This window comes from Cytobacillus mangrovibacter, assembly GCF_042865275.1.
Taxonomy (GTDB): Bacteria; Bacillota; Bacilli; order Bacillales; family Cytobacillaceae; genus Cytobacillus; species Cytobacillus mangrovibacter.
The window spans coordinates 314,182-337,876 of record NZ_JBIACJ010000005.1; the positions used below are offsets into that span (position 1 = coordinate 314,182).

Here is a 23,695-nt window from a genome sequence, read left to right on the forward strand (position 1 = left end):
ATTAATTCATTACCTCTCTTAGCTTTAGTACAGCTTCTTTTACCGAAGCAATAAATTGTTTTGCTTCATCAAGTGTGTTCTCAAATGAAAGACTTAACCTAATGGAACTCATTGCCTCATCTTCTGGAACACCCATTGCTAAAAGCACGCTGCTAGCTTTCCGTGTTTTGGAAGCGCAAGCACTTGTTGTAGAGACAAAGATATTTCTCTCCTCAAGTGCATGAACGAATACTTCCGCCTTAAACCCTCTAATTGAAAAATTTATTATATGAGGGGACGATTGAGTAGCAGGAGTGTAAATCTGTACCCCCTCTATCTTTTCCAATTCCTTCCTCAAAAAATCCTTGATAATTATTAGTTCAGCCAGACCTGTATCCTGTCTGAGAAGCGTCAATCTCAATGCTTTAGCCATTGCTACCATTCCTGCCACATTTTCAGTGCCGCTTCTTTGATTCCATTCTTGGCCCCCTCCTGAAAACAGGGGAGATATTTTCACTCCATGACGAATAAACAATGCTCCCGTACCCTTTAATCCATGAAATTTATGGCCTGAAATTGTACATAAGTCTATGTTGCTTTCATAGAAATGGAGAGGAACTTTCCCGATCCCCTGAACATGATCGACATGAAAAAGGACTTTCGAATACCGTTTTAAAAGCTGACCAATCTCTTTAATCGGTTGAACGGACCCCGTTTCATTATTTACATGCATGACAGAGACCAAGATGGTTTCATCTGTAATCGCCTTTTCAATTTCACTAACACTTACAATCCCGCGATCATCGACTGGAATGTATGTAATCTGAAAGCCTAGACTTCTAAGCTGTTCCATTGATTCCTTTATAGAAGGATGCTCAATCTTCGTTGTAATAATATGGCGACCTCTGTTTCTATACATAAGGGCTGTCCCTTTAATAGCTATATTATTACTTTCTGTACCGCCAGAAGTAAAATAAATTTCATTCGATTGTACCTTTAGAAGCTTAGCCATTTGTTCTCTAGCTTGTAAGAGGAGTTTCTCTGCCATTCCGCCTAACCCATGCAGGGAGGATGGATTTCCAAAATATTCAGCTGATACTTTGTTGAACGCCTCTAATACTTCCTTATATGGCTTTGTTGTTGCACTGTTATCGAAGTAAATCATTGTCTTCTCCTTCCTCCAAAAACGTATTGGCAACTTTAAATCATATCATAAAAGTTTTAGCAATTAAATTTCTTTGCCTCATATTCATTATAAAATAATCCGTCAATGATAAAAAACTCCTATGACGAAAGTTTAATTTTATTATTTATTTTGCCCAATCCTGTTATTTTTTTGAAATGAAATATTGTTGTAAACTTTAATAAACCCCTTTATTTATGGGAACAATTACGCTATGGTAAGTATAAAATTGCAGATTGAAAACGTTATCTTAATATATTTAAAATTAAGACTTTGATAATATTCGACAATTTTTTTAACACTTATGTTACTATGTAAATGTTCAAAATATTTAGGGGACTGATTCAGGGGGATGAAGTATGAATTCAAAGTTATCATCTAAGCAAATCATGGCCGTTGGGCTCATGTTATTTGCACTATTTTTCGGGGCAGGAAATATGATTTTTCCTCCATTTTTAGGACAAGATGCAGGAACAAATGTGTGGACTGCCATCATAGGATTTTTAATAACTGGGGTTGGGTTGCCGTTACTAGCTATCATCGCAATTGCAAGAGTTGGTGATGTACAAACAATGGCTAGCCGTGTTCACCCAGTATACGGCGTGATCTTTACAGTAGTCATGTACTTAGTTATTGGACCACTGTTTGCGATTCCACGTACAGCGACTGTTTCATATGAAATCGGTATGATCCCGTTTTTATCTGAAAGCGCTATAAACAGTCCTGTACCTCTTATTATTTTTTCAATCGTTTTCTTTATCATTACAGCATGGCTTGCAATGAACCCAACTAAATTAGTTGATACGATTGGAAAGGTTTTAACACCTGCACTATTAATTATTTTAGGCATTATTGTTGTTAAGAGTCTTATTACGCCATTAGGAGACGCACAAGCTCCAACTGGTGCATATGTTGATGGAGCTTTCTTTAAAGGTTTTGTTGAAGGCTACCTAACAATGGATACTATTGCAGCACTTGTATTTGGAATTATTGTTATTAGTTCCATTCAAGGTTTAGGCGTAACAAACAAAAAATCAATTACAAAAATTTGTGTACAAGCTGGGCTAATTGCCGCGGCAGGACTTGCACTTGTTTATATTGCACTTGCTTTTATCGGATCTACTGCACCTGATGCTTTAGGATTACAACAAAATGGTGGGGCAATTCTTTCAGGAGCTGCTAGCTACTTATTCGGGTCATTCGGATCCATTATTCTTGCGTTAGCGATAGTATTTGCATGCTTGACCACTTCAATTGGTCTAGTATCAGCATGTGCAACGTATTTTAACAAGTTATTACCAAGATATTCTTACAAAACTATAGTTTTAATTTTCTCAATATTTAGTACGATCATTGCTAATATTGGCTTAACACAGCTTATTAATTTCTCGGTACCTGTTCTAGTAATTATTTATCCACTAGCTATCGTGCTGATTGTTCTATCGTTTTTCCATAATGCATTTAAAGGCTATTCTTTAGTTTATATTTGTGCATTAATCCCAACAGGTATTATTAGTCTTTTGGATGGCTTAAATACTGCTGGTGTAAACGTTTCTGGTGTAATGGATGCATTGAGTTTCCTTCCATTATTCTCACAAGGCATCGGTTGGGTTGTACCAGCTATTGTAGGAGCTATCGTAGGGTATTTCATTGCTTTAGCTTCAGGAGCAACACAGAAAACTATTCAAACGAATTAATAGTAATAAAGGTTTAATTTAATAGGAGTAATCCACAAGATTACTCCTATTAAAAAAATATATTTTTTTTTAAAAACCAATTTACAGAATCTTCGACATAATATATAATCATAATTAATTTAGTATATTTAAATAATTTTTACCCTAAATTGTCACAACATTTTGTAAATATAAAATTAGGAGGAAAAAGGGATGACAACAGGTTACTACACTGGATTATTTCCATAAACAATATTAAGTAAATAATAATTCTATTATTTTGTCATAAATTTTCAAAACATTTTTTAAATTACAACAGGGGGAAAAACAATGAATACTAACTTATCAGGAAAACAAATTACAGCAGTTGGACTTATGTTATTCGCATTATTCTTCGGAGCAGGAAATATGATTTTCCCTCCATTTCTTGGACAAGACGCAGGAACGAATATGTGGACAGCCATTATTGGTTTTCTAATAACAGGTGTTGGATTACCATTATTAGGTGTTATCGCTATTTCAAAAGTTGGTGACTTACAAACATTAGGTAACAGAGTTCATCCAGTTTTTGCAGTTATCTTTGCAGTTGTTCTATATCTAGTTATCGGACCACTTTTCGCAATTCCACGTACTGGAACAGTTGCATTTGAAATCGGTGTAGTTCCATTCTTGCCAGAAGGTACATCAACTGGTATTTGGCTATTAGTTTTTACAATCATTTATTTTATCATTTCTGCTTGGTTATCAATGAACCCATCAAAATTAGTTGATCGTATCGGTAAATTATTAACACCAGCATTATTAACTGTTTTAGGATTATTCGTAGTTAAAGCACTTATCACTCCATTAGGAGCACCACAAGCACCAGTTGGCCCATATGCTGATGGCGCATTTTTCAAAGGTTTTGTTGAAGGTTATTTAACAATGGATGCTATTGCTTCTCTAGTTTTTGGCGGAATGGTTATTGCTACAATTAAAGGTATGGGTGTAACAAATACAAAATCATTATCAAAGCTTACGATTAAAGCTGCAGTAGTTGCTGCCGCTGGTCTTGCACTTGTTTATCTATCACTTGCATACATCGGATCTACTAGCCCAGAAGCAATTGGCCTGCATGAAAATGGCGGATCACTTCTATCAGCTGCAGCTAGTCACTTATTCGGTTCATTTGGATCAGTTATTCTTGGCTTAGCAATCTTGTTCGCTTGTTTAACAACAGCAGTTGGCTTAATTTCATCTTGTGCGCAATACTTCAATAAATTAATGCCAAATCTTTCTTATAAGACTTTAGTAATTATCTTCGCAGCTTTTAGTGCAGTAATCGCTAACGTTGGTTTAACTCAGCTTATTAGCTTCTCAGTACCAGTATTAGTATTTATCTACCCACTTGCTATCGTGTTAATCTTACTATCATTTGTTCACAATCTATTCAATGGATACGCTTTAGTTTATCGCTTTGCATTAATTCCAACTGGTCTAATCGGTCTAGTAGACGGTTTAAATGCTGCTGGGGTTAACGTTTCTGCAATTACAGAAGTATTAGATGTACTTCCATTATTCTCACAAGGTTTAGGCTGGCTTGTTCCTGCTATTGTAGGTGCTGTAGTTGGATATGCTATCGCTTTAGTTGTTGGTTCAGCAAAGAACAAAACAGTTCCATCGAATAACTAATAGTTATTAAAAAGGAAATCTTTGTTCAGATGTACCACTTTAGGAAATTAATTTCATCAAATTTAAGAACTATTTTGTACTAAAAGTAAATATAAAAAGGTCCAATTTCTCAGCATTAGAATTGAGAAATCGGACCTTTTTTGATATTCCTGAAAAACACCCTTTACTATGGGTATTTTCTCACTACTAAGTAGGTACATTTCATGCGCTGGGTATCACTTCTCTCATAAAGCCTTGTTTAATTAATCAGGCTGACCATTTTCCACATACAAAAAGCCCGCAATAGCGGGCTTTTTAATGCAACTATTCTTTTATCAAGATCTCAATCTTATTAATGGCACCAGGTTCAATTTCCTCTATCGCTGTTGCCGCCTGCTCTAATGCCGTCTTATAATCAAATCCCCTAAATGATGCTTCTGCATCAAGCAGCCCCTTTTCAATTGACGGGTATCTGCTCCGGTATCGATTTCCGTATTGAATCACTTTCTCGACTAGGATGATCGTTTCAACGATATCCTCTGTTGTATCCACAACCTTATCTACCGTAAGCACAGCAACTTCTAAATATTGCTGAATCGTCTGGATATTTAGCGGCTGCTCTTCAAGCTTTGCAATCACATTTTCAATACTTTCCTTTGCATCTTGCATTAAATATTTGTAGTCCTGAGGTAGCCCTGGTACATTACTTTTTGAAATGAGTCTAACCGTTTCAGCAATTCTTTTCCTAAGTTCCTTTACTTTTTCGCGGGCAGTCATTTCATCTTTTCTCAGCATTTGCAGTTTTTCAGCAAATGCTGCTTGTTCATCCTCAATTTCTTCAAGCTGACTCTTAATCCCATCAAGCTCTTCTTTAAGAAGTGAATGGGCCGTGCTTTGACTATTAATTTTATGGTCAAGTAATTCAAAGCGATTAAATAATTGGGATAATTTCTTATCAAGCTGCGTTTGAATTTCTACATCTTTGTCTGACACATGATAGCTTTGACGAACAATTTCTAACTCCGTCTTTAATTGCTTATTAATTTCTCTGTTTGTAAAAAGCATATTTCTTGTTGCGCCGTCCTGCTTATTAATAAAATGCTTTGAATGTACTTCCTCTTCTAGGAGATCATATAATAATTCAATACGATCTTTCATTTCTCCCATTCCTCTTTGTACATCAACAATTTCTGTTCGTTCGACACAAGCTTTATAGTTGGCTACTTCTTCTTCTAGCCTCTCAACCTCTTTCTCAAACTGAATATGGTCAAGAATGAATCCTTGCTCGAGCATATCCTTATACCCGTCTTTCAATTCTTTTATTTCAGAAGGAACTTTCGAAAGACATTCAACCAGTAAAGTCGGAATTTCTTCCATCTTTACATTTACTTGTTCTAACTCCCCTTTTATTGTTAGCACAATTTCTCTTGCCTCAAGATAGTTCCCACTACTCGTTTTATCATTAAAGTCTTGAAACTTTGCAAAGGCCTCATCTAACTGTGTTTCAAGAATATCCGCTGCTTTTCCATATGTATGGCGATGGGCGAGTAATGTTTTTTTGTTCTCACGATAAATATCTTTTAATTCTTCAATCTCCGTCCTGTTTTTCTCTTCACTTCCTACGAGCTCATTCAACTCATTCAATAATTTTTTGATATTATCTTCAATTTCAGTTAAGAACTTTTCAATTTCCTGCTGAACATCTTTGGCTTTTTTGAACCTGTATTTATCAATATATTCTTCCGCATCGAATAAATACTCTTCTACATTCGGCAATTGGGCAGTTACAATTTCATCCCATTCCATCCGCCAGCGTTCAAACAGCTCTTCTGTTTGACCTGTCATATTTAGTTGCTTTACTTTTGACATTTCATCTAGAACAGGGCGATTCATAATATCCATCTTCCATGCTTCAAGTCGATCAATATCTTTATAGTATTTTTTCTTTAATATAAATCCGGTTAAAAATAACCCCAATAGAATGACGATAACGCCAATAATGTATTCCACTTTTTAAAGCCCCCTGTTCTGTACCGAGCCGATATATGATAATCTATATGAATTTTTGAAATCATGTTCAGTTCAATGTTTTTATGATACCATGTAAACGACATTTATTGACTATTTATTTCATATTTTTATCTAAATTATTGTGAAAAAACATATATGCATACTCATTTTATCTGTATATTACTTAAATTTTCAAATATTTCATTCTGTTTTTTTAATATACAAGAAGAAAGGGGAATGTCAAATGATTAAAGATGGTCATATTCATACTCCATTTTGCCCGCATGGCACAAAGGATACATTAGAAGAATATGTAGAAAAAGCCCTTTCATTAGGCTTCAGGGAAATATCCTTTACAGAGCACGCACCATTACCAAAAGGGTTTCATGATCCTACTCCCCAAAAAGATTCGTCTATGAGGATCAATGAATTGGGATTTTACTTTGAGGAGATTTCAAGGATCAAATCTATTTACGATGGACGAATCAAAATCAATACGGGGCTTGAGGTTGATTATATCGAAGGCTTTGAACATGAAATTAAAAATTTCCTGAATCAATACGGCAGCTATTTAGACGATTCCATCCTTTCTGTTCATTTTTTAAAATATAGGGGCCAATATGACTGTTTAGATTATTCACCAAAAGGCTTCGGTCAAATGCTTGCTGCATATGGAACCAGTGAAGCCATTTATCGTACGTACTTCAATACCTTACTGCAGTCTATCTATTCTGACTTAGGGCCTTATAAGCCTACTCGAATCGGTCATATAACCTTAGTGAAAAAATTCCAAAAAAAATTTCCCGTAAAAAGGGAATTTACAAAAGAGATCATGGAAGTGTTAACTGCTATCAAAGCTTCCGAGTATGAAATTGATTATAACGGGGCAGGGTTTTCGAAACCTCTTTGCAAGGAAGCCTATCCACCTGAATGGGTGGCTGCAGAAGCCTCAAAAATGGGGATTAAGCTTGTCTACGGCTCTGATGCACATCAATCTAAAGAACTTGGTCAAGGTCTTAGCATGATGACATTAGAAGGGGATCCACTCATTTGATTCCCTTCTAGCTAATAATTCACTGCTAAATAAGCCCTTTCATATTCATTCTTACAGATAACACCGTCAATCCATTTATAAACCTCTTTTATATATTTCTCGGCAAAATATTTCTCATTTGGCAGGACATGCAAGACTTCACTTAAATAGTGCGTATTCAAAAAAGGCATATTCAACAGCCCTTTCAGCTGCAAAGTAATATAATCAGCGTTTACATGGCAAAATTCCTTCGTCTTCATTCCTCTTTCAATGACCCTATTAAAATAAAATCGTTCCTTCGTAAGATAAGTAGACATAATTTCACGCACAATCTGTGAATCAATTGAAATCTCACGCAAAATCAGCCGAGTTAAATGTAGATTTTCAAATTGAAAAAACATAATGTTTTCTGCTATTTTCTTCAAACAAACGGAAGCCCCCTGTTCGATAAATGCAAATCCCTTCTCAATTTCCTCCACATATCTCTCAAAGAAAATGGTGAAACAATGCTCAAGTAAACCATGTTTATTTTCAAAGTAATAGGCAATATTCGCTGGATTCACTTTTGCCTTTCCAGCAATATCCCTAATCGATGTTCCATGAAACCCGTTTACATTAAATAAATGTATGGAAGCAGCAACAATGACTTCTTTTGTATCCTTTTTCATTTCTCCACCCCGCTTTCAAATATTGCTGTCAAATTACGTTGATTTCTTGTTATATATAAACATTCTTGTTAAAACCGCCTTATCCTTTATATAGTTCTCGACAAAGTTTCACTTATTTCCTCTTGTTTTGCTATAATTTAAATACTATACAAGGAAGTAAGGTGATTAAAGATGTTTAACGTCGAATTTTACCGAGGAACTCGCGAGGAAAATTACACTTTAGTAATTAAGCAGCTTGCCGCATTGCTAGAAGGTGAGCCGAACCGTATCGCCAATTTAAGTAATGCATCCGCTTTATTAAATCAATTTTTAGACCGTATCAATTGGGTTGGCTTCTATTTAATGGAGGAGAATGAACTAGTATTAGGCCCCTTTCAAGGACTTCCTGCATGTGTGAGAATCCCAATAGGCAGAGGCGTTTGCGGCACCTCTGCTAAGCAAATGGAAACGATATTGGTAGAAGATGTGAATCTTTTTCCTGGCCATATTGCTTGTGATGCAGCTTCTCTATCAGAAATTGTTGTTCCTCTAGTAAAGGATGGCCAGCTTATTGGTGTTTTAGATATTGATTCACCTGAAAAAAGCCGCTTTGACGAGTTGGATCAAAGAAAATTAGAAGAGTTTGTTGAGGTTCTAGTGAGGTATTTATAATTCATAAGAAAGAAAGCGATGATATTTAAATCATCGCTTTCTTTGTTTCTATTAAATTTTACTTAATGCTTGCTCGAGATCGTCGCGAATATCTTCCCATGATTCCAGTCCAACTGATAATCTGAGCAATGTGTCCTCTATGCCCATCTTTTCCCTAGACTCTTTTGGCACAACTGCATGTGTCATTGTTGCAGGATGCTGAATTAATGTCTCAGCATCCCCAAGACTAACAGCAATTTTGATAAGCTTTAATTCATTCATTAGAACTTGAGCTGTTTCTTTATCCCCATGTAATGTAAAGGATATTATCCCGCCTGGCTGCCTCATTTGCTTTTGGGCAATGGCATAGTCAGGACTTTTCTCATCCCCTGGAAAATAAACATGAGCTACTTTTGGATGGGTTAATAGAAAGCTTGCTAACTTTCTTGCATTCTCACAATGGCGATCCATCCTTACTGCTAGCGTCTTTAATCCTCGAAGCAGCAGCCACGCATCGAACGGGGATATAATACCACCAATATCCTTCTGTGTTGTCATTGCCATTTTTCTCATAAAATCCTTTTTCCCAACAGCAATTCCAGCAATCACGTCACCATGACCACATATATATTTTGTCGCACTATGAATAACAACATCACAGCCAAGAGAAATCGGATTTTGCAAATACGGGGAACAGAATGTATTATCCACAACTACTGGGATTCCTTTTTCTTTTCCAACTTCAGCAACCATTTGCAAATCCACTAGCTTCATTGTTGGGTTAATTGGTGATTCAACATAAATACATACCGTTTCTGGGCGAATAGCTTGTAATAACTGTTCTTTCGATTCCATCGCCGAGAAGTCATGACTGATTTTATACTTATCGTTCATCATCTCCAATAAACCGAATGTACAGCCATATACCCCTTGTGAGCACAGAATATGATCACCTGTTTTTGTTAAACCGAGCAGAATAGCCGAGACAGCAGCCATTCCCGAACCAAATGCAAGGGCCGCTTCTCCATTTTCTAGAGCAGCCATTCTTTCCTCCAGCATCGTAACCGTTGGATTGCCAAGCCTTGAATAAATATATCCATCTTCTTCTCCAGCAAAGCGGCGTTCCCCTTGTTGCGCTGTTTCAAATGTAAAGGTTGATGTTTGGAATATAGGCGGTGCGAGGCTTCCACTATATTTTTCTGATTCATATCCTTCATGAATGATTTTTGTTTCAAAGTTCATTGAATTATTTTTGTTCATTTTTTCCTCCCCCTTTCTGTTGTAAACGCTTTCATAAGGTTCAAAAAAATATAACTCTTAATTATAGGATATGATAATTCGAACTATTTTGAAAGCCATTTACAAAAAATAAGAATCTGCCGATGATTACACAGCAGATTCCAATATGAATGTCCATCACTACTTTTGAACAACAACTTTATTTTTTCCTGATTGTTTAGCCATATAAAGAGCTCTATCAGCACGCTTAAATAATGCAGGGTAAGAGTCATGGCAGCCCTTATTCCAATGTGAGACACCGCAAGAAATAGTCACCTGAGGTTTCGTACATTCAGAAACTCTTCTTACAAGCCTTTCTGCTATGATAATTCCAGCGTTTAGGGATACACCTGGCAAATAAATAGCCAGTTCTTCTCCACCCCATCGTGCACCGATATCAGATCCTCTAATATTCGCATTAATAAGATCAGCCACTTGGATAATGACGTCATCGCCTACTTGATGACCAAATGTGTCATTAATTAATTTGAAATTATCAATATCAATCATCATGAATGTACCTTCTTGATCCTTATTCATTGACAGATGAATTTTCTCATCTAAGTAACTTCTTGAATAAAGTTTTGTCAAATGATCTGTCACAACCATTTTCTCTAGCTCTTCTCTTAACATCGAATTTGTAAAGGCAAGAGTAGAGTGGTGGACAAGTGATTGCAGCAATTTAAAGGTTTCAAAAGTGAAATGATAAGGTTGTTGATGCATCACAAGTGCAATGCCTTTGAGTACACCTGATTGAGTCATAGGAACAGCCATTATTGACTTATATTGAATCCTTGTCAGGGAGTCCTGCAGATTAAAATCCCCAATAAAAAGAGATTCCTTCTCTTTTTCTACTTTTCCCTTTGTGTAATTTATATATAATTCTGCATCCTTTTGCTGAAAGAAATCCGTACTGCCTTTTAATATTTTTATTTCCTTATAATCCTTTGAAAATAAAATAAAGCCGACTTCTTCCGCATCAAATGAATGGATGATCTGTTCGGTAATGAATGTCATTGTTTCGGTTAATCGCAAATTTGAATTTAATCGATGTGAAGTTTCATTAATTAGTTGAAGATCTGTAATTAGCCGCTTCGATTGCTGATAAAGCTGTGCATTTTCTAATGCCGTTCCGGCTGTATTAGCCAAAAGGGTAATGAACTCCACTTCATTATTTGGAAATACAAGTGAATTCGGCGCAATCACCTGTAATACTCCATATACTCCTTGTTTCCCTTTTAACGGAGTATATAAAATAGATTTTTTTTCTTGTATAGAATCCTCGAATTGAGAAGTTCCAGTCACATACGCTTGCATCGCTGCAATATTTTCACTATCATATTCTAAATCCTTGATTGGCAAGTCTCCGAGCTTATTATTATCATGTGATAGGAGAAGATAATAGATAAACGACGGATAGACCTCCTGTAATGTATAAATGATCTCTCCTAGCACATCATCTATGTTCATTGAGGAATGGAATTTCTCCGTTACACGGTACAATTGTTTATATCTTTTTTCTTCTGAAATTGTTTTCACTAGCTGGCGAGCTTTATATAAGAATCGCGCAGATTCTTCGCTTAGCATGTCAAAAAATTCATCTGAAAATGATCCTTCTATTCCTTTTAGCAATATGCCACCTAGTAAGCAATCCTTATGGATAAGGAGCAGCATGAGATCATATTCTTCGAATTCAGGTACTAATTGTTTATAAACCTTGCTTAGACGACTAAGTTCAGAAATGGAAAAAGGAACGATCGAAGGCATCTTCTTCTCTATTATTGATGTGTCTAAGAAGGAAACATCCAGTGCCCCCGTCAACTCTTTTATCGTTTCGAGCATTGCTTTCATTAATTGATCATCATTTAATAAGCCATCTTCCGTATCCATGATGTCGAAAAAATGACTTTTCAATTTTAATTTCATTTGCAGCTCAAACTGTTCCATTCTAATCATCACCTATTAGTCATACTATTCACGCGTAATTAAAATTGTATATTCTTACATTTAAAATTATATATATTTTTGCCTTAAATTCCCTGCTTATTTTTGTCTATTTCGTTTCAATCTCAGCAATTTTTATATCCGTTTCAGTAATAACAAGCCATAATGACCCATTCTCAGATAAAGAATGCAGCCCAGTTGGCTTTTCGCCTATCACCATAGTTATTGATTGTTTGCCATTTATATTAATAATGGATTCATTTTCATCAAATTGAAATCGGGTTTCAAATGGAGAATCTGAGCTCCGCTGTCCGGGATCCCTTTTCTCCTCCTGTAAATTTTGCGTAAAGTATATCCAGTCTCCCCGAACATTTGCCCATATCCCTTCACCTGTTACATCTGGGAGCAAGCGGTCGGGTGCATCCTTCAATTCAATCGCATGCCTTGCTTTAAATCTAAATCGATTCGAACTCTCAACTTCATAGATCGCCAATACATGCTGGTTATGTATATATTCATATAGAGCAACAACCGGATTAACTCTAGCTTGATTACTCTGTTCTAGAACAAGAGCCATAGATGGATATTGTTTCACATGTACTTGCTGCTGATCAAAGCGATATAGAAAAGCGCTAACAATTAAAAACATAAAAAAACCGATTAATATAAATCGGACACGTCTTTCTTTCAACGATTCTTTCAAATGGAATCACTCTTTATTAATCATTTATCCAACTTTATTATACCATATCTAAATAGGCGGGCTAGTAAAAAAGTTTGATATTCAGTTAAATACATATAGGTAAATACATATTGACATTTTATATTAAAAAGTTATATAATACTCTTTGTGTAAAATATTGCAGCCTATGTGAGCGCCTTGATGCTCTCATTTTGTTCCTCAATCGGATTCCTGAAGCTGTCTAGCTCCAGGTGCCATCGGCTCGAGGTCATAAGCCAATCCGACAAGAAGGTTAAAGAACAACCTTCATGCCGGCTCGTCTTATGCTTGTCGCCGATAAGCGGGCACCTTCCGCATTTTTCGATGATGGGGTACTGTGTAACCCCCTGCTGCTGGGGCGAAGGTACATGAAAACAAAATGGACATGATTGTTGCGTGCATCTGTTTTTATTTTACAAAATAAAAACATTTAAAGGAGGAGTCATTCATGGCTCGTTATACTGGCCCAAGCTGGAAATTATCACGTCGTCTTGGTATTTCACTAAGCGGTACTGGTAAAGAATTAGAAAAGCGTCCTTACGCTCCTGGACAACATGGTCCAAACCAACGTAAAAAATTATCTGAGTACGGATTACAATTACAAGAGAAGCAAAAGCTTCGTCATATGTATGGTGTAAATGAGCGTCAATTCCGTAACTTATTTGATAAAGCTGGCAAAATGGCTGGTAAACACGGTGAAAACTTCATGATTCTTCTTGAATCACGTCTTGACAACGTTGTTTATCGTTTAGGTCTTGCTCGCACTCGCCGTCAGGCTCGTCAAATTGTTAACCACGGACATATCATGGTTGATGGACGTCGTGTTGATATCCCATCATACCGTTTAGCTCCTGGCCAAACAATTACACTTCGCGAGAAATCTCGTAACCTTGACATCGTTAAAGAAGCAATCGAAGTTACTAACTTCGTTCCTGACTTCGTTACTTTCGATGCAGACAAATTAGAAGGAACTTTCACTCGCTTACCAGAGCGTTCTGAGCTTCCTGCTGAAATTAACGAATCACTAATCGTAGAATTCTACTCTCGTTAATAGCTTTGCAAAGAGCAATATTAAAAACCCTAGAGACCTAATGGTTCTAGGGTTTTTATTTGTTCTCAGAAATTTAACGGACACCTATTCCGCTATTTATATAATATCCACTATTTTCGTAGCGCTAGCGGACAACAGTTCCGTTAAATGATCATAATCGTACAAAATTTACTATATCAAACGCTAATAGCGGAACCAGAGTCCAAAATTATAAGAAATAAATACTATTTTTTTGAAATAGCGGAACAACAGTCCGCAAAATTCTTCAATTTTATGGTTTATTAACGAACTGGCAAGTAAATTTCTACCTCCTCACCCTTTTCAAATGGAAAAGACCAAATCAGTGCGATTTGGTCTACTAACTTCTAATGTTTCTCCACGAAAAATGAACTGTTTAACTATTGAAGGTTTTAGTACTTAATTAAGAAATATTTCTTCTTCCCGCGTCTAATGACAGTAAATTGCCCTTCAATCCGGTCCTTTTCAGAAAGAACATATTCAAGTTCTGTTACACGTTCTCCATTCACATAAACAGCCCCATTTCCAACATCTTCACGCGCTTGGCGCTTAGATGGAGAAATTTTAGCCTCAACTAGAAGATCAACAATATTGATATCTTCTCCTGCTGTATGCTCGTAAGACGGAACATCTTTAAAACCTTGTTTAATTTCAGAAGCTGAAAGATTTCTAACGTCTCCGCTGAAAAGTGCCTCAGAAATTTTTATCGCCTGAATTAATGATTCTTCCCCATGAATCATACGAGTCATTTCCTCAGCAAGCGCTTTTTGGGCTTTGCGGAGATGTGCCTCTTCTTGGACAGATTGTTCTAGTGCTTCAATCTCTTCTTTAGAAAGGAATGTGAAGTATTTTAAGTATTTAATCACATCGGCATCTGCAGCATTAATCCAGAATTGGTAGAACTCATATGGAGTTGTTTTCTCTGGATCTAACCAAACTGCTCCGCTTTCTGTCTTGCCGAATTTCGTTCCATCTGCTTTTGTCACAAGCGGTATTGTCATGCCGTATGCCTTCGAGCCTTCCCCAACCATTTTGCGGATAAGCTCAAGACCAGTCGTAATATTTCCCCATTGGTCACTGCCGCCAATTTGTAATTTGCACTGATGATTCTCGTATAGATGCTTGAAGTCCATTCCTTGCATGATCGTATAAGCGAACTCAGTAAAGGAGATTCCAGTTTCTAAACGGCTCGCAATCGTATCCTTTGCCAGCATATAGTTGATTCCGATATGCTTCCCGTAATCTCTGAGGAATGTAATCATATTCATCTCTGAAGTCCAATCATAGTTATTGACCATGATCGCTCCATTCTCACCTTCAAAGTTAAAAATCGTTTTCAGTTGAGCCGTTAAACATTCAACATTATGCTGAACCGTCTCAATCGTTTGCAGTGTTCTTTCTTCGGTTGCCTTTGGATCACCAATTAATCCAGTTGCCCCACCAACAAGAACAATTGGACGATGGCCATGGTTTTGAAATCTTCTTAATGTAAGGAATGGCAGCAAGTGTCCAATATGCATGCTATCACCAGTAGGATCCATCCCACAGTATAAGGAGATTTTCTCCTTTTCAAGTGTTTCCTTCATTCCCTCTGCATCTGTTTGCTGGTAGATAATTCCTCTCCACTGTAAATCTTCAAGTAAATTCATTTCATATACCTCCTAAACTTTTTTATCCAAATTAATTACCTAGATTGCCTAATGAAAACATAGTTGGTAAAGGTTGATTTCCGCTCCAGGTGCTCGCTTTCCGCGGGGTGGGCGGTGAGCCTCCTCGGAGCATCCGCTCCTGCGGGGTCTCACCTGTCCCACTCCTCCCGCAGGAGTCTCACACCTTCCGCTCCAATCAACAACTTACATTCACACAACTTATCAAAACAATTTTTCAAAAATACAAAAAAGCGCCCCTGCATAATTGCAGGGACGCATATTAATTTTGCGCGGTACCACCCAGATTGAGGACAAAAAAATCCTCCACTCATTACGATAACGGATAACCGTTCACTGCTATTATTGCATGTGCAAGTTGACAGTGAAAGCTCGGGGAGGTAATTCATCCTTCTACATGTACTGACTCGCAGCAGCCGTCAGCTTTCTGAAACAGAGATAGAAGCACTACATGGGATCCCGTCAATGCTTAATATAAACTTTTAGGATATAGCATCATTTTTATCATATATCATGAACAAATGTCAACATAAAAAACAATAAAATACTTCTTAAATATTGAAACTTAATACTTACGTTATTCGACAAACAAAAAGAAGGGAAATTCTGAAAAAAAGCGAACCTAGAGATAATAGTATGCCAGTTTATGCTATAATGTATGTGATTTTAGGGGGATGATTGAATGAAAGAAAACCGAAACTTTATGAATCAATTGAAGTCTTGGCTTAGCCTTTTTACTAATAAAAAGACAAAAAAGGGTGCAAGTGTCACTTTACAAGTCACATGGAACTTAGTTTTACTTTTTATCATATTAATGGTCCTAGGCGGTTCATTTGCTGGTGGAGTTGGTGCTGGCTATTTCGCCTCTCTTGTAAAGGATGAGCAGATACGTCCATACGAAAATATGAAAAAAGATATATACAATTATGAAGAAACATCGGAATTATACTTTGCAGATAATGTCTATCTTGGAAAGCTCCGGACAGACCTTGAGCGTGAAGAAGTCAAGCTTGAGGATGTATCAGAGCATGTAATAAATGCTGTCGTTGCCACAGAAGATGAGTATTTTTATGAGCATGACGGTGTTGTGCCTAAAGCGATTATGCGTGCTATTTTCCAAGAGGTTTCTAATTCTTCTGTCCAAACAGGAGGAAGTACGCTGACACAGCAGCTAATCAAAAATCAGCTGCTGACAAACGAGGTTTCTTTTGAACGAAAAGCAAAGGAAATTTTGCTTGCCCTTCGACTTGAAAAGTTCTTCGACAAGAAAGAGATACTTGAAGCTTATTTAAACGTCTCTACTTTTGGCAGAAACTCATCTGGAAGAAATATTGCTGGAGTTCAAGCAGCTGCTAAAGGGTTGTTTGGAGTAAGTGCAAAGGAATTAAATCTTCCACAAGCTGCTTTCATTGCTGGTCTTCCACAGAGTCCATTTGGTTATACACCCTATACCCAAAAAGGAGAATTAAAAACTCCTGAAGGGATTAAACCAGGCTTAACACGTATGGAAACGGTATTAAAAAGGATGTTTGATGATGGAAGGATTGACCAAAATCAATATAATGATGCAATAGCCTATGATATTACAAAGGACTTCATCCCACGCGTCGAAAGTTCGATTGAAAAGTACCCTTATTTAACATTCGAAATCGAAAAGCGTGCAGTTGAAGTCATGTCCATGCTATTAGCAGAGCATGATGGCTACGATGAACAAGACTTAAAAGATGACAGCGAGCTTAGAAATGAGTACAAAATTCTAGCTGACCGTAATTTACGTCAGAATGGCTACCAAATTCATACGACTATTAATAAAGAGATCTACGATTCTATGCAAGCAGCAAGAGATAAATTTGAGTATTACGGAAGTGACAAAGTAGAAATTGTTAAGGACCCTGAAACAGGGGAAAAGAAGGAAGTAGTCGAGCCAGTGCAGCTCGGTGCTATTCTTATAGAGAACAGTACTGGGAAAATCCTTTCATTTGTTGGTGGAAGAGATTATGAAGTGGAACAGCTTAATCATGCTACAGATGCTTTAAGACCAAACGGATCTACAATGAAGCCTTTACTCGTATACGCTCCTGCTATGGAACTTGGTGCTGTTGCTCCAGGAACAGTCATACCTGATGTTCCTGTATACTTAAATCCAGCAAAACCGGATGTTCCTTATCCTACAAACTATGATAAGAGATACAGCGGTTTAGTATCGGCTCGTCATGCATTAAAGATGTCCTATAATGTTCCAGCCATGCTAACGTATAGATCCATCATGGATCAGCGTCCAGCTCAATATTTAGAAAAAATGGGTTTCTCATCAGTAATCGAAAGTGATTATCATAATCCTTCTCTCGCACTCGGCGGGATAACAAATGGAGTGACCGTTGAAGAAAACGTGAACGCATTCGGGACATTTGCTAACGAGGGGAAATTCATCGACAGCTATATCATCGATAAAATTGTCGATAGTTCAGGAAATATTGTTTATCAGCATGAGGTAAAGCCTGTTGAAGTATTCAGCCCTCAAACCGCTTGGTTAACCATTGATATGATGAGAGATGTAATAAATAGCGGGACAGCCAACTCTTTAAAAAGCCGTTTAAAATTCAGCTCAGATTGGGCTGGAAAAACTGGAACAGGCCAAGATTTAAAAGATACTTGGTTTGTTGCAACTAATCCAAATGTCAGCTTTGGCGTCTGGACTGGATATGATACACCAAAGCCAATGGAATTGAGATATAAAGGTCTTCACCATAGCCCACGAATCATTTATTTATGGGCACACTTAATGAATTCAGCTTATGATGTAGCTCCAAGTATAGTGGATCCAGATAAACAATTCCAAATGCCTGGCGGAATTGTTAAACGCTCTTATTGTGCAGCATCTGGTCTTCTTCCTTCTGATGCTTGTTCGAAAGCCGGCCTTGTTGAATCCGATTGGTATAACGCAAAGTTTGTTCCTTCAAGCTCAGATGATAGCTTTGCAAATGGCAGATACGTTCAAATAGGGGATAGCCGCTACTTAGCATTAGATAGCACACCTGAAGAATTCACTACAACTGGGGTCATACTGAGCCCAAACTATTTTGAAAATAAGTACGGAATACCAATTAAAGATACATCCCATTTAATTCCTAATTTAGGCCGATGGGGAAGTTTGCTAGTCGCTGAATCAAAGCTCGAGGAAAATGGCAAACAACCTAATGCGCCAAGTATAAGTGGAGGTAATTCTACTATTACATGGGGGAAACATCCTGAAGGTGATGTAGTAGGTTATCGTGTCTATCAGAAGACAGAGAGTGGTGCAAAGAAAGTAGCCAGTATATCTGCAGGAAATTCACTAACCTTTACTGCTCCAAACGGGGAGTTCTATGTAACTGCTGTCGATATTGCAGGAAAAGAATCTGCTCCATCCAATTTGATACAAGTTGGAAAGAAACCTGAAAAGGAAACCGAACCGCCAGCAGTCGAGAAACCGGATCCTCCAGGAGATGGAGAAACAACACCTCCTGGAAATGAGGATGGAAGCGGCAATAATCAGAATGGCGAAACTGAGCCTCCACCAAATAATAATAATAATAATAATAATAATAATAATAATAATAATAATAATAATGGATAGTTAACAAATAAGAGAACCGCACTCAAGTTTTTGAGTGCGGTTCTCTTATTTGTTATTTACTATTAATCCTCCATTGTTGAAAGATCGCCTGTAGGCAGATCAAGCTCCCAAGCTTTTAAGACACGGCGCATAATCTTCCCGCTTCTTGTTTTCGGCAATTTATCTCGGAATTCAATTTCACGAGGTGCAGCATGTGCTGCAAGGCCTTTTTTCACAAATTGGCGAATATCCTCAATTAATTCTTCTGTTGGTTCATATCCGTCCAGCAAGGCAATGAAAGCTTTAATAATTTCTCCCCGAACAGGATCTGGCTTCCCAATAACACCCGCTTCAGCAACAGCTGGATGCTCCAGCAGCTTACTCTCTACTTCAAATGGGCCAACCCGTTCTCCAGAGGTCATGATGACATCATCTACACGTCCTTGGAACCAAAAATAGCCGCCTTCATCCATATAAGCTGAATCTCCAGATACATACCAATCACCTGGCATGAAATAGGATTCATATTTCTGTTCATTATTCCAAATGGTATGCATCATCGCTGGCCAGCCTTTTTTAATCGCCAGGTTTCCCATTCGATATGGTGGGAGCTCATTGCCTTGATCATCTACAATTGCAGCAATAACGCCAGGAATAGGCTTGCCCATCGAGCCAGGCTTAATCTCTAAGCATGGGTAATTACATATTAATAAACCGCCTGTTTCAGTCATCCACCATGTATCATGTATGCGGAGATGGAATACCTTCATTCCCCATTTAACTACCTCTGGATTCAATGGCTCTCCCACGCTCACAACATGGCGAAGACTTGTTAGGTCGAATCGCTTAACAACTTCATCTCCTGCTCCCATAAGCATCCTAAATGCAGTAGGAGCACTATACCATACCGAAACCCCATACTCTTCAATCATCTTGTACCATGATTCTGGATTAAATCTTCCTCCAACAATTAAATTAGAAACCCCAGCTAGCCATGGGCCGAATATGCCATATGAAGTACCAGTTACCCAACCCGGATCAGCAGTGCACCAATATACATCTTCTTCTTTTAAATCTAGTACCCATTTAGCCGTTTGATAATGTTGAATCATTGCATTGTGTACGTGAAGAACGCCTTTAGGCTTCCCAGTAGAGCCAGAAGTATAATGCAGAATAAGTCCATCTGTCCGCTCCACCCATTCAATGGATAGCCTCTTGCTTGCTTCTGCAAATCGTTTATTAAAATCAATGTATGCCCCTTCTTCTTCAACATCATCCCCGATTAGGAAAATATATTTAAGTGCGGGTAATTCAGCAACAGGAACTCGCTTTAGAAGCTCTGGTGTAGTAATCAGCACCTTTGCTTCACTATCCTCCAAGCGATCTCGTACTGCTCCCTCCATGAATGCTTCAAATAACGGCCCAACAATAGCACCCAACTTGATTGCACCTAATGCAGCAAAATAAAGCTCTGGAGAACGCGGCATAAAAATAAATACTCGATCCCCTTTTTCAACATCCCCATATGCTTTTAAAACATTTCCAGCTTTATTTGAAAGCTCCTTCATTTCTTTAAATGTATATTTTTCATTTCTTAAGCCTTCTCTGAAATATAGAGCAACTTTATTTTTCCTGAAAGTTTCTGCATGCCGATCAATGGCTTCATAGGCCATATTTACTCGCCCTGTTTCATTCCATGAGAATTCCTTTTCAACATCTTTCCAATCAAAGTTTTTGTACAGTTCATCATAATTTTTCAGATTATAATCCCCTTTAGTAACTGGCAGCGCTTCTACTTTCATAAACCCTCATCCCCCTTTGAACTGAATTGCCTGGACGTTTATATAATCTTTATAAGAACTAGCTACTAAAAGATTAAGCGTAGCATCCCTATTTCTCTTAATTGTTTATTATTATATTATAAGTTTATTCAATTCTCAATTTTAAAAATATTCTATAACCAATAAATTACTAATAAAGTTTGTATTCTAAATTGTCACAAATTTACTTTGAATACAATGGAAAATGACTTGAAGATACTTTTAAAGGTAGAATTTTATGTATAATAGAATTATCATAAATCTTGTTTTTAGGCGGTGAATAAATGGAACATCGAAAAACGTATAATGCAAAGGAAATAAAAACACCAAAGGGAAATCTATTAATTGAAGGTCCTGTCTCACCAGGAAAATTAATGGAATACGAGTTTCATAAGGATTTAGTTGCTTTCCGTCCGCCTGAGCAGCAGAAGAAGGCACTTATAGAAATTGCAGCTCTGCCTGAAGGAAGGATTATCATTGCACGACATAGGGATATAATCGTTGGTTATGTAACCTATGTTTATCCCGATCCACTTGAAAGATGGTCTGAGGGAAAAATGGATAATTTAATTGAACTTGGTGCAATTGAAGTCATTCCTGAATTCAGAGGCTCTGGAACCGGAAAAAACTTATTAAGAGTTTCTATGATGGATGATGCAATGGAGGATTATATTACCATTACTACCGAGTATTATTGGCATTGGGATTTAAAAGGAACAGGCTTAAATGTCTGGGAATATCGAAAAGTAATGGAGAAAATGATGAATGCAGGCGGCCTTGAATGGTACGCAACAGATGATCCAGAAATAAGCTCACATCCTGCCAATTGTTTAATGGCGAAAATCGGCAAAAGGGTCGATCTTGAATCTGTGCAGCAATTTGATCGTCTCCGTTTCATGAATCGCTTCATGTACTAGTTTTATAGTCATTTAAGTATGGGGGAGATTATAAGTGATTATTGAAGAAATTATGAAGACAGATATTACTACATTGTCTGAGAATGATCGTATAGCTGATGCCATCCAATTAATGGGCGAGAAAAAAATTCGTCATCTCCCAATCGTTGATGAAAATCAGGTTTTGGTTGGCCTTGTTACTGACAGAGATATTCGTGATGCAACCCCATCTATTTTTGAAACAGAGAAATTTAAAGTGGGGTTACAAAATCCGCTGAAAATGATTATGAAAAAAGATGTGATCACTGGACATCCGCTTGATTTTGTTGAAGAAGTCTCAGCCATTTTATATGAACATCGAATTGGCTGTCTTCCAATCATAAATAACAAAAAATTAGTTGGAATTGTAACAGAAACAGATTTGCTTCGTACATTAGTTGAATTAACAGGAGCACATCAGCCAGGCTCACAAATTGAAGTGAGAGTACCAAATAAAACAGGAATGCTCTATGAGATTTCAACAGTCATTACAAATAAGAAAGCGAATATTCAAAGTGTACTCGTCTACCCTGATAAAAGTGATGAAAAATATAAAATTATTGTAATAAGACTTCAAACAATGAATCCGCTTTCACTAATTGAGGATTTAAAAAATGCCGGGCATCAAGTGCTTTGGCCAAATCATCCAGGGATGCCATCATGATACAAAACTCTGTATTTATCTATTCAGAAGACTTGTTGAACTACAAATTCAGTATGAATCATCCCTTTAATCAGATACGAATTAAATTAACATTTGATTTGCTTCAGCATTTGCAAGCAATAGAAGACGGACAGCTCATTTCGCCACGTACTGCAACAGATGAGGAGCTCCAGTTAATCCATGATCCTAGTTATGTCCAGGCAGTAAAACTTGCTGGCAGCGGAAAGCTCTCTTCCGATATTGCAGATAATTATGGTCTTGGTACAGAAGATGTTCCTATTTTCCCTAATATGCATGAAGCTAGTTCATTGCTTGTTGGTGGAACTTTAACAGCTGTTGATTATGTTATGAACGGCCATGCCAAACATGCCCTTCATCTAGGCGGAGGATTGCACCATGGCTTTCGGGGAAAAGCATCTGGTTTTTGTGTATATAACGACAGCTCTGTTGCGATTAAATATATTCAGGAGAAATATAAAGCTAGGGTCTTATACATAGATACAGATGCCCATCATGGGGATGGTGTTCAATGGTCATTTTATGATGATCCAGATGTTTGCACACTTTCCATTCATGAAACAGGTAGATATTTATTCCCTGGGACAGGAAATGTCAATGAGCGTGGCCAAGGAAAAGGATACGGCTATTCTTTTAATATCCCTGTCGATGCTTTTACAGAAGATGACTCTTGGCTTGAAATGTACCGTACTTCTTTAAGAGAAGTGGCTGAATATTTCAAACCTGATGTTATTCTTACACAGAACGGGGCTGATTCTCATTTTCTCGACCCACTGACACATTTATCATCAACAATGAAAATCTATCGAGAAATCCCTAAGCTTGCACATGAAATTGCTCATCAATATTGTGATGGAAAATGGATAGCCGTTGGGGGTGGCGGATACGACATATGGCGAGTAGTCCCCCGTGCTTGGGCCTTAATATGGCTCGAAATGACCGAAAACTCAAACTGTTACGGAAGTTTACCTTCAGAATGGATTGATGGATGGAGGACAGCTGCACCTGTTCCACTTCCTACTCAATGGGATGATCCTGATGATCTTTATAAACCAATCCCTCGAAAATTAGAAATTACCGAGAAAAATAGACAAACCTTAGAAAAAGCATTATTTCCAATCAGGAATCATTCCCGTACAGAATCTATGTAAAAAG

General features: G+C 37.4%; 17 protein-coding genes and 1 other annotated feature. Of the genes, 9 read left to right on the forward strand and 8 right to left on the reverse strand.

Translation table 11 applies throughout. From position 1 onward, the window contains the following. Position 1 precedes the first annotated feature (1 nt). Entirely contained in the window at positions 2–1,144 is a 1,143-nt protein-coding gene (locus ACFYKT_RS11840) for a cysteine desulfurase family protein (protein WP_389219686.1), read from the reverse strand. A 377-nt stretch (positions 1,145–1,521) separates the two neighbouring features. Here ACFYKT_RS11840 and brnQ (ACFYKT_RS11845) point away from each other — a divergent pair, with 377 nt between their 5' ends. Beyond that, positions 1,522–2,859: a branched-chain amino acid transport system II carrier protein gene (brnQ, locus tag ACFYKT_RS11845; RefSeq protein ID WP_389219688.1), complete on the forward strand. Its 1,338-nt coding sequence runs from the start codon at positions 1,522–1,524 to the stop codon at positions 2,857–2,859. A gap of 309 nt (positions 2,860–3,168) precedes the next feature. Then, positions 3,169–4,509: a branched-chain amino acid transport system II carrier protein gene (gene brnQ / locus ACFYKT_RS11850; protein WP_389219690.1), complete on the forward strand. Its 1,341-nt coding sequence runs from the start codon at positions 3,169–3,171 to the stop codon at positions 4,507–4,509. A 303-nt stretch (positions 4,510–4,812) separates the two neighbouring features. Here the strand turns inward: brnQ (ACFYKT_RS11850) and ezrA are convergent, their stop codons facing one another. Beyond that, a complete protein-coding gene (gene ezrA / locus ACFYKT_RS11855; RefSeq protein WP_389219692.1) occupies positions 4,813–6,498 on the reverse strand; it encodes a septation ring formation regulator EzrA in 1,686 nt (561 codons plus the stop codon). Positions 6,499–6,742: 244 nt separating this feature from the next. Here ezrA and hisJ point away from each other — a divergent pair, with 244 nt between their 5' ends. Beyond that, a complete protein-coding gene (gene hisJ / locus ACFYKT_RS11860; RefSeq protein WP_389219694.1) occupies positions 6,743–7,552 on the forward strand; it encodes a histidinol-phosphatase HisJ in 810 nt (269 codons plus the stop codon). Positions 7,553–7,563: 11 nt separating this feature from the next. On the opposite strand, the gene refZ is transcribed toward hisJ, so the two are convergent. Continuing rightward, a complete protein-coding gene (refZ, locus tag ACFYKT_RS11865; RefSeq protein ID WP_389219696.1) occupies positions 7,564–8,199 on the reverse strand; it encodes a forespore capture DNA-binding protein RefZ in 636 nt (211 codons plus the stop codon). 171 nt (positions 8,200–8,370) lie between these two features. Between refZ and ACFYKT_RS11870 the strand changes: the two genes are divergently transcribed. Beyond that, the gene (locus tag ACFYKT_RS11870; protein WP_389219698.1) at positions 8,371–8,850 is read left to right on the forward strand and encodes a GAF domain-containing protein; all 480 of its coding nucleotides are present in this window, start codon (positions 8,371–8,373) and stop codon (positions 8,848–8,850) included. A 51-nt stretch (positions 8,851–8,901) separates the two neighbouring features. Here the strand turns inward: ACFYKT_RS11870 and megL are convergent, their stop codons facing one another. The 3 genes from megL to ACFYKT_RS11885 form a co-directional block, all read right to left on the reverse strand. After that, complete coding sequence (gene megL, locus ACFYKT_RS11875) at positions 8,902–10,089, reverse strand: methionine gamma-lyase (RefSeq protein WP_389219700.1); 1,188 nt, start codon at positions 10,087–10,089, stop codon at positions 8,902–8,904. A gap of 159 nt (positions 10,090–10,248) precedes the next feature. Beyond that, positions 10,249–12,054, reverse strand: coding sequence for a sensor domain-containing diguanylate cyclase (locus ACFYKT_RS11880; RefSeq protein ID WP_389219702.1), 1,806 nt, complete (start codon positions 12,052–12,054; stop codon positions 10,249–10,251). Between the two features lie 106 nt (positions 12,055–12,160). Continuing rightward, positions 12,161–12,754, reverse strand: coding sequence for a hypothetical protein (locus tag ACFYKT_RS11885; protein WP_389219704.1), 594 nt, complete (start codon positions 12,752–12,754; stop codon positions 12,161–12,163). A 466-nt stretch (positions 12,755–13,220) separates the two neighbouring features. Between ACFYKT_RS11885 and rpsD the strand changes: the two genes are divergently transcribed. After that, positions 13,221–13,823 carry a 30S ribosomal protein S4 gene (gene rpsD, locus ACFYKT_RS11890; protein ID WP_389219706.1) on the forward strand — a complete coding sequence of 201 codons (603 nt, stop codon included), beginning with the start codon at positions 13,221–13,223 and terminating at the stop codon, positions 13,821–13,823. A 410-nt stretch (positions 13,824–14,233) separates the two neighbouring features. On the opposite strand, the gene tyrS is transcribed toward rpsD, so the two are convergent. Beyond that, on the reverse strand, positions 14,234–15,490 hold the full coding sequence (tyrS, locus tag ACFYKT_RS11895) for a tyrosine--tRNA ligase (protein WP_389219708.1): 1,257 nt from the start codon (positions 15,488–15,490) through the stop codon (positions 14,234–14,236). 266 nt (positions 15,491–15,756) lie between these two features. After that, positions 15,757–15,983: a binding site (T-box leader), on the reverse strand. 207 nt (positions 15,984–16,190) lie between these two features. Here tyrS and ACFYKT_RS11900 point away from each other — a divergent pair. Then, positions 16,191–19,124, forward strand: coding sequence for a transglycosylase domain-containing protein (locus ACFYKT_RS11900; protein ID WP_389219709.1), 2,934 nt, complete (start codon positions 16,191–16,193; stop codon positions 19,122–19,124). Between the two features lie 62 nt (positions 19,125–19,186). On the opposite strand, the gene acsA is transcribed toward ACFYKT_RS11900, so the two are convergent. Further along, positions 19,187–20,905, reverse strand: coding sequence for an acetate--CoA ligase (gene acsA / locus ACFYKT_RS11905; RefSeq protein WP_389219711.1), 1,719 nt, complete (start codon positions 20,903–20,905; stop codon positions 19,187–19,189). Between the two features lie 302 nt (positions 20,906–21,207). Between acsA and ACFYKT_RS11910 the strand changes: the two genes are divergently transcribed. The 3 genes from ACFYKT_RS11910 to ACFYKT_RS11920 are packed head-to-tail and all read left to right on the forward strand — an operon-like array spanning position 21,208 to position 23,691. Next, positions 21,208–21,840: a GNAT family N-acetyltransferase gene (locus tag ACFYKT_RS11910; RefSeq protein ID WP_389219713.1), complete on the forward strand. Its 633-nt coding sequence runs from the start codon at positions 21,208–21,210 to the stop codon at positions 21,838–21,840. 34 nt (positions 21,841–21,874) lie between these two features. Then, on the forward strand, positions 21,875–22,522 hold the full coding sequence (locus ACFYKT_RS11915) for an acetoin utilization AcuB family protein (RefSeq protein ID WP_389219714.1): 648 nt from the start codon (positions 21,875–21,877) through the stop codon (positions 22,520–22,522). Next, complete coding sequence (locus tag ACFYKT_RS11920; RefSeq protein ID WP_389219716.1) at positions 22,519–23,691, forward strand: acetoin utilization protein AcuC; 1,173 nt, start codon at positions 22,519–22,521, stop codon at positions 23,689–23,691. Before ACFYKT_RS11915 ends, ACFYKT_RS11920 begins: the two co-directional genes overlap by 4 nt. Positions 23,692–23,695 lie beyond the last annotated feature (4 nt).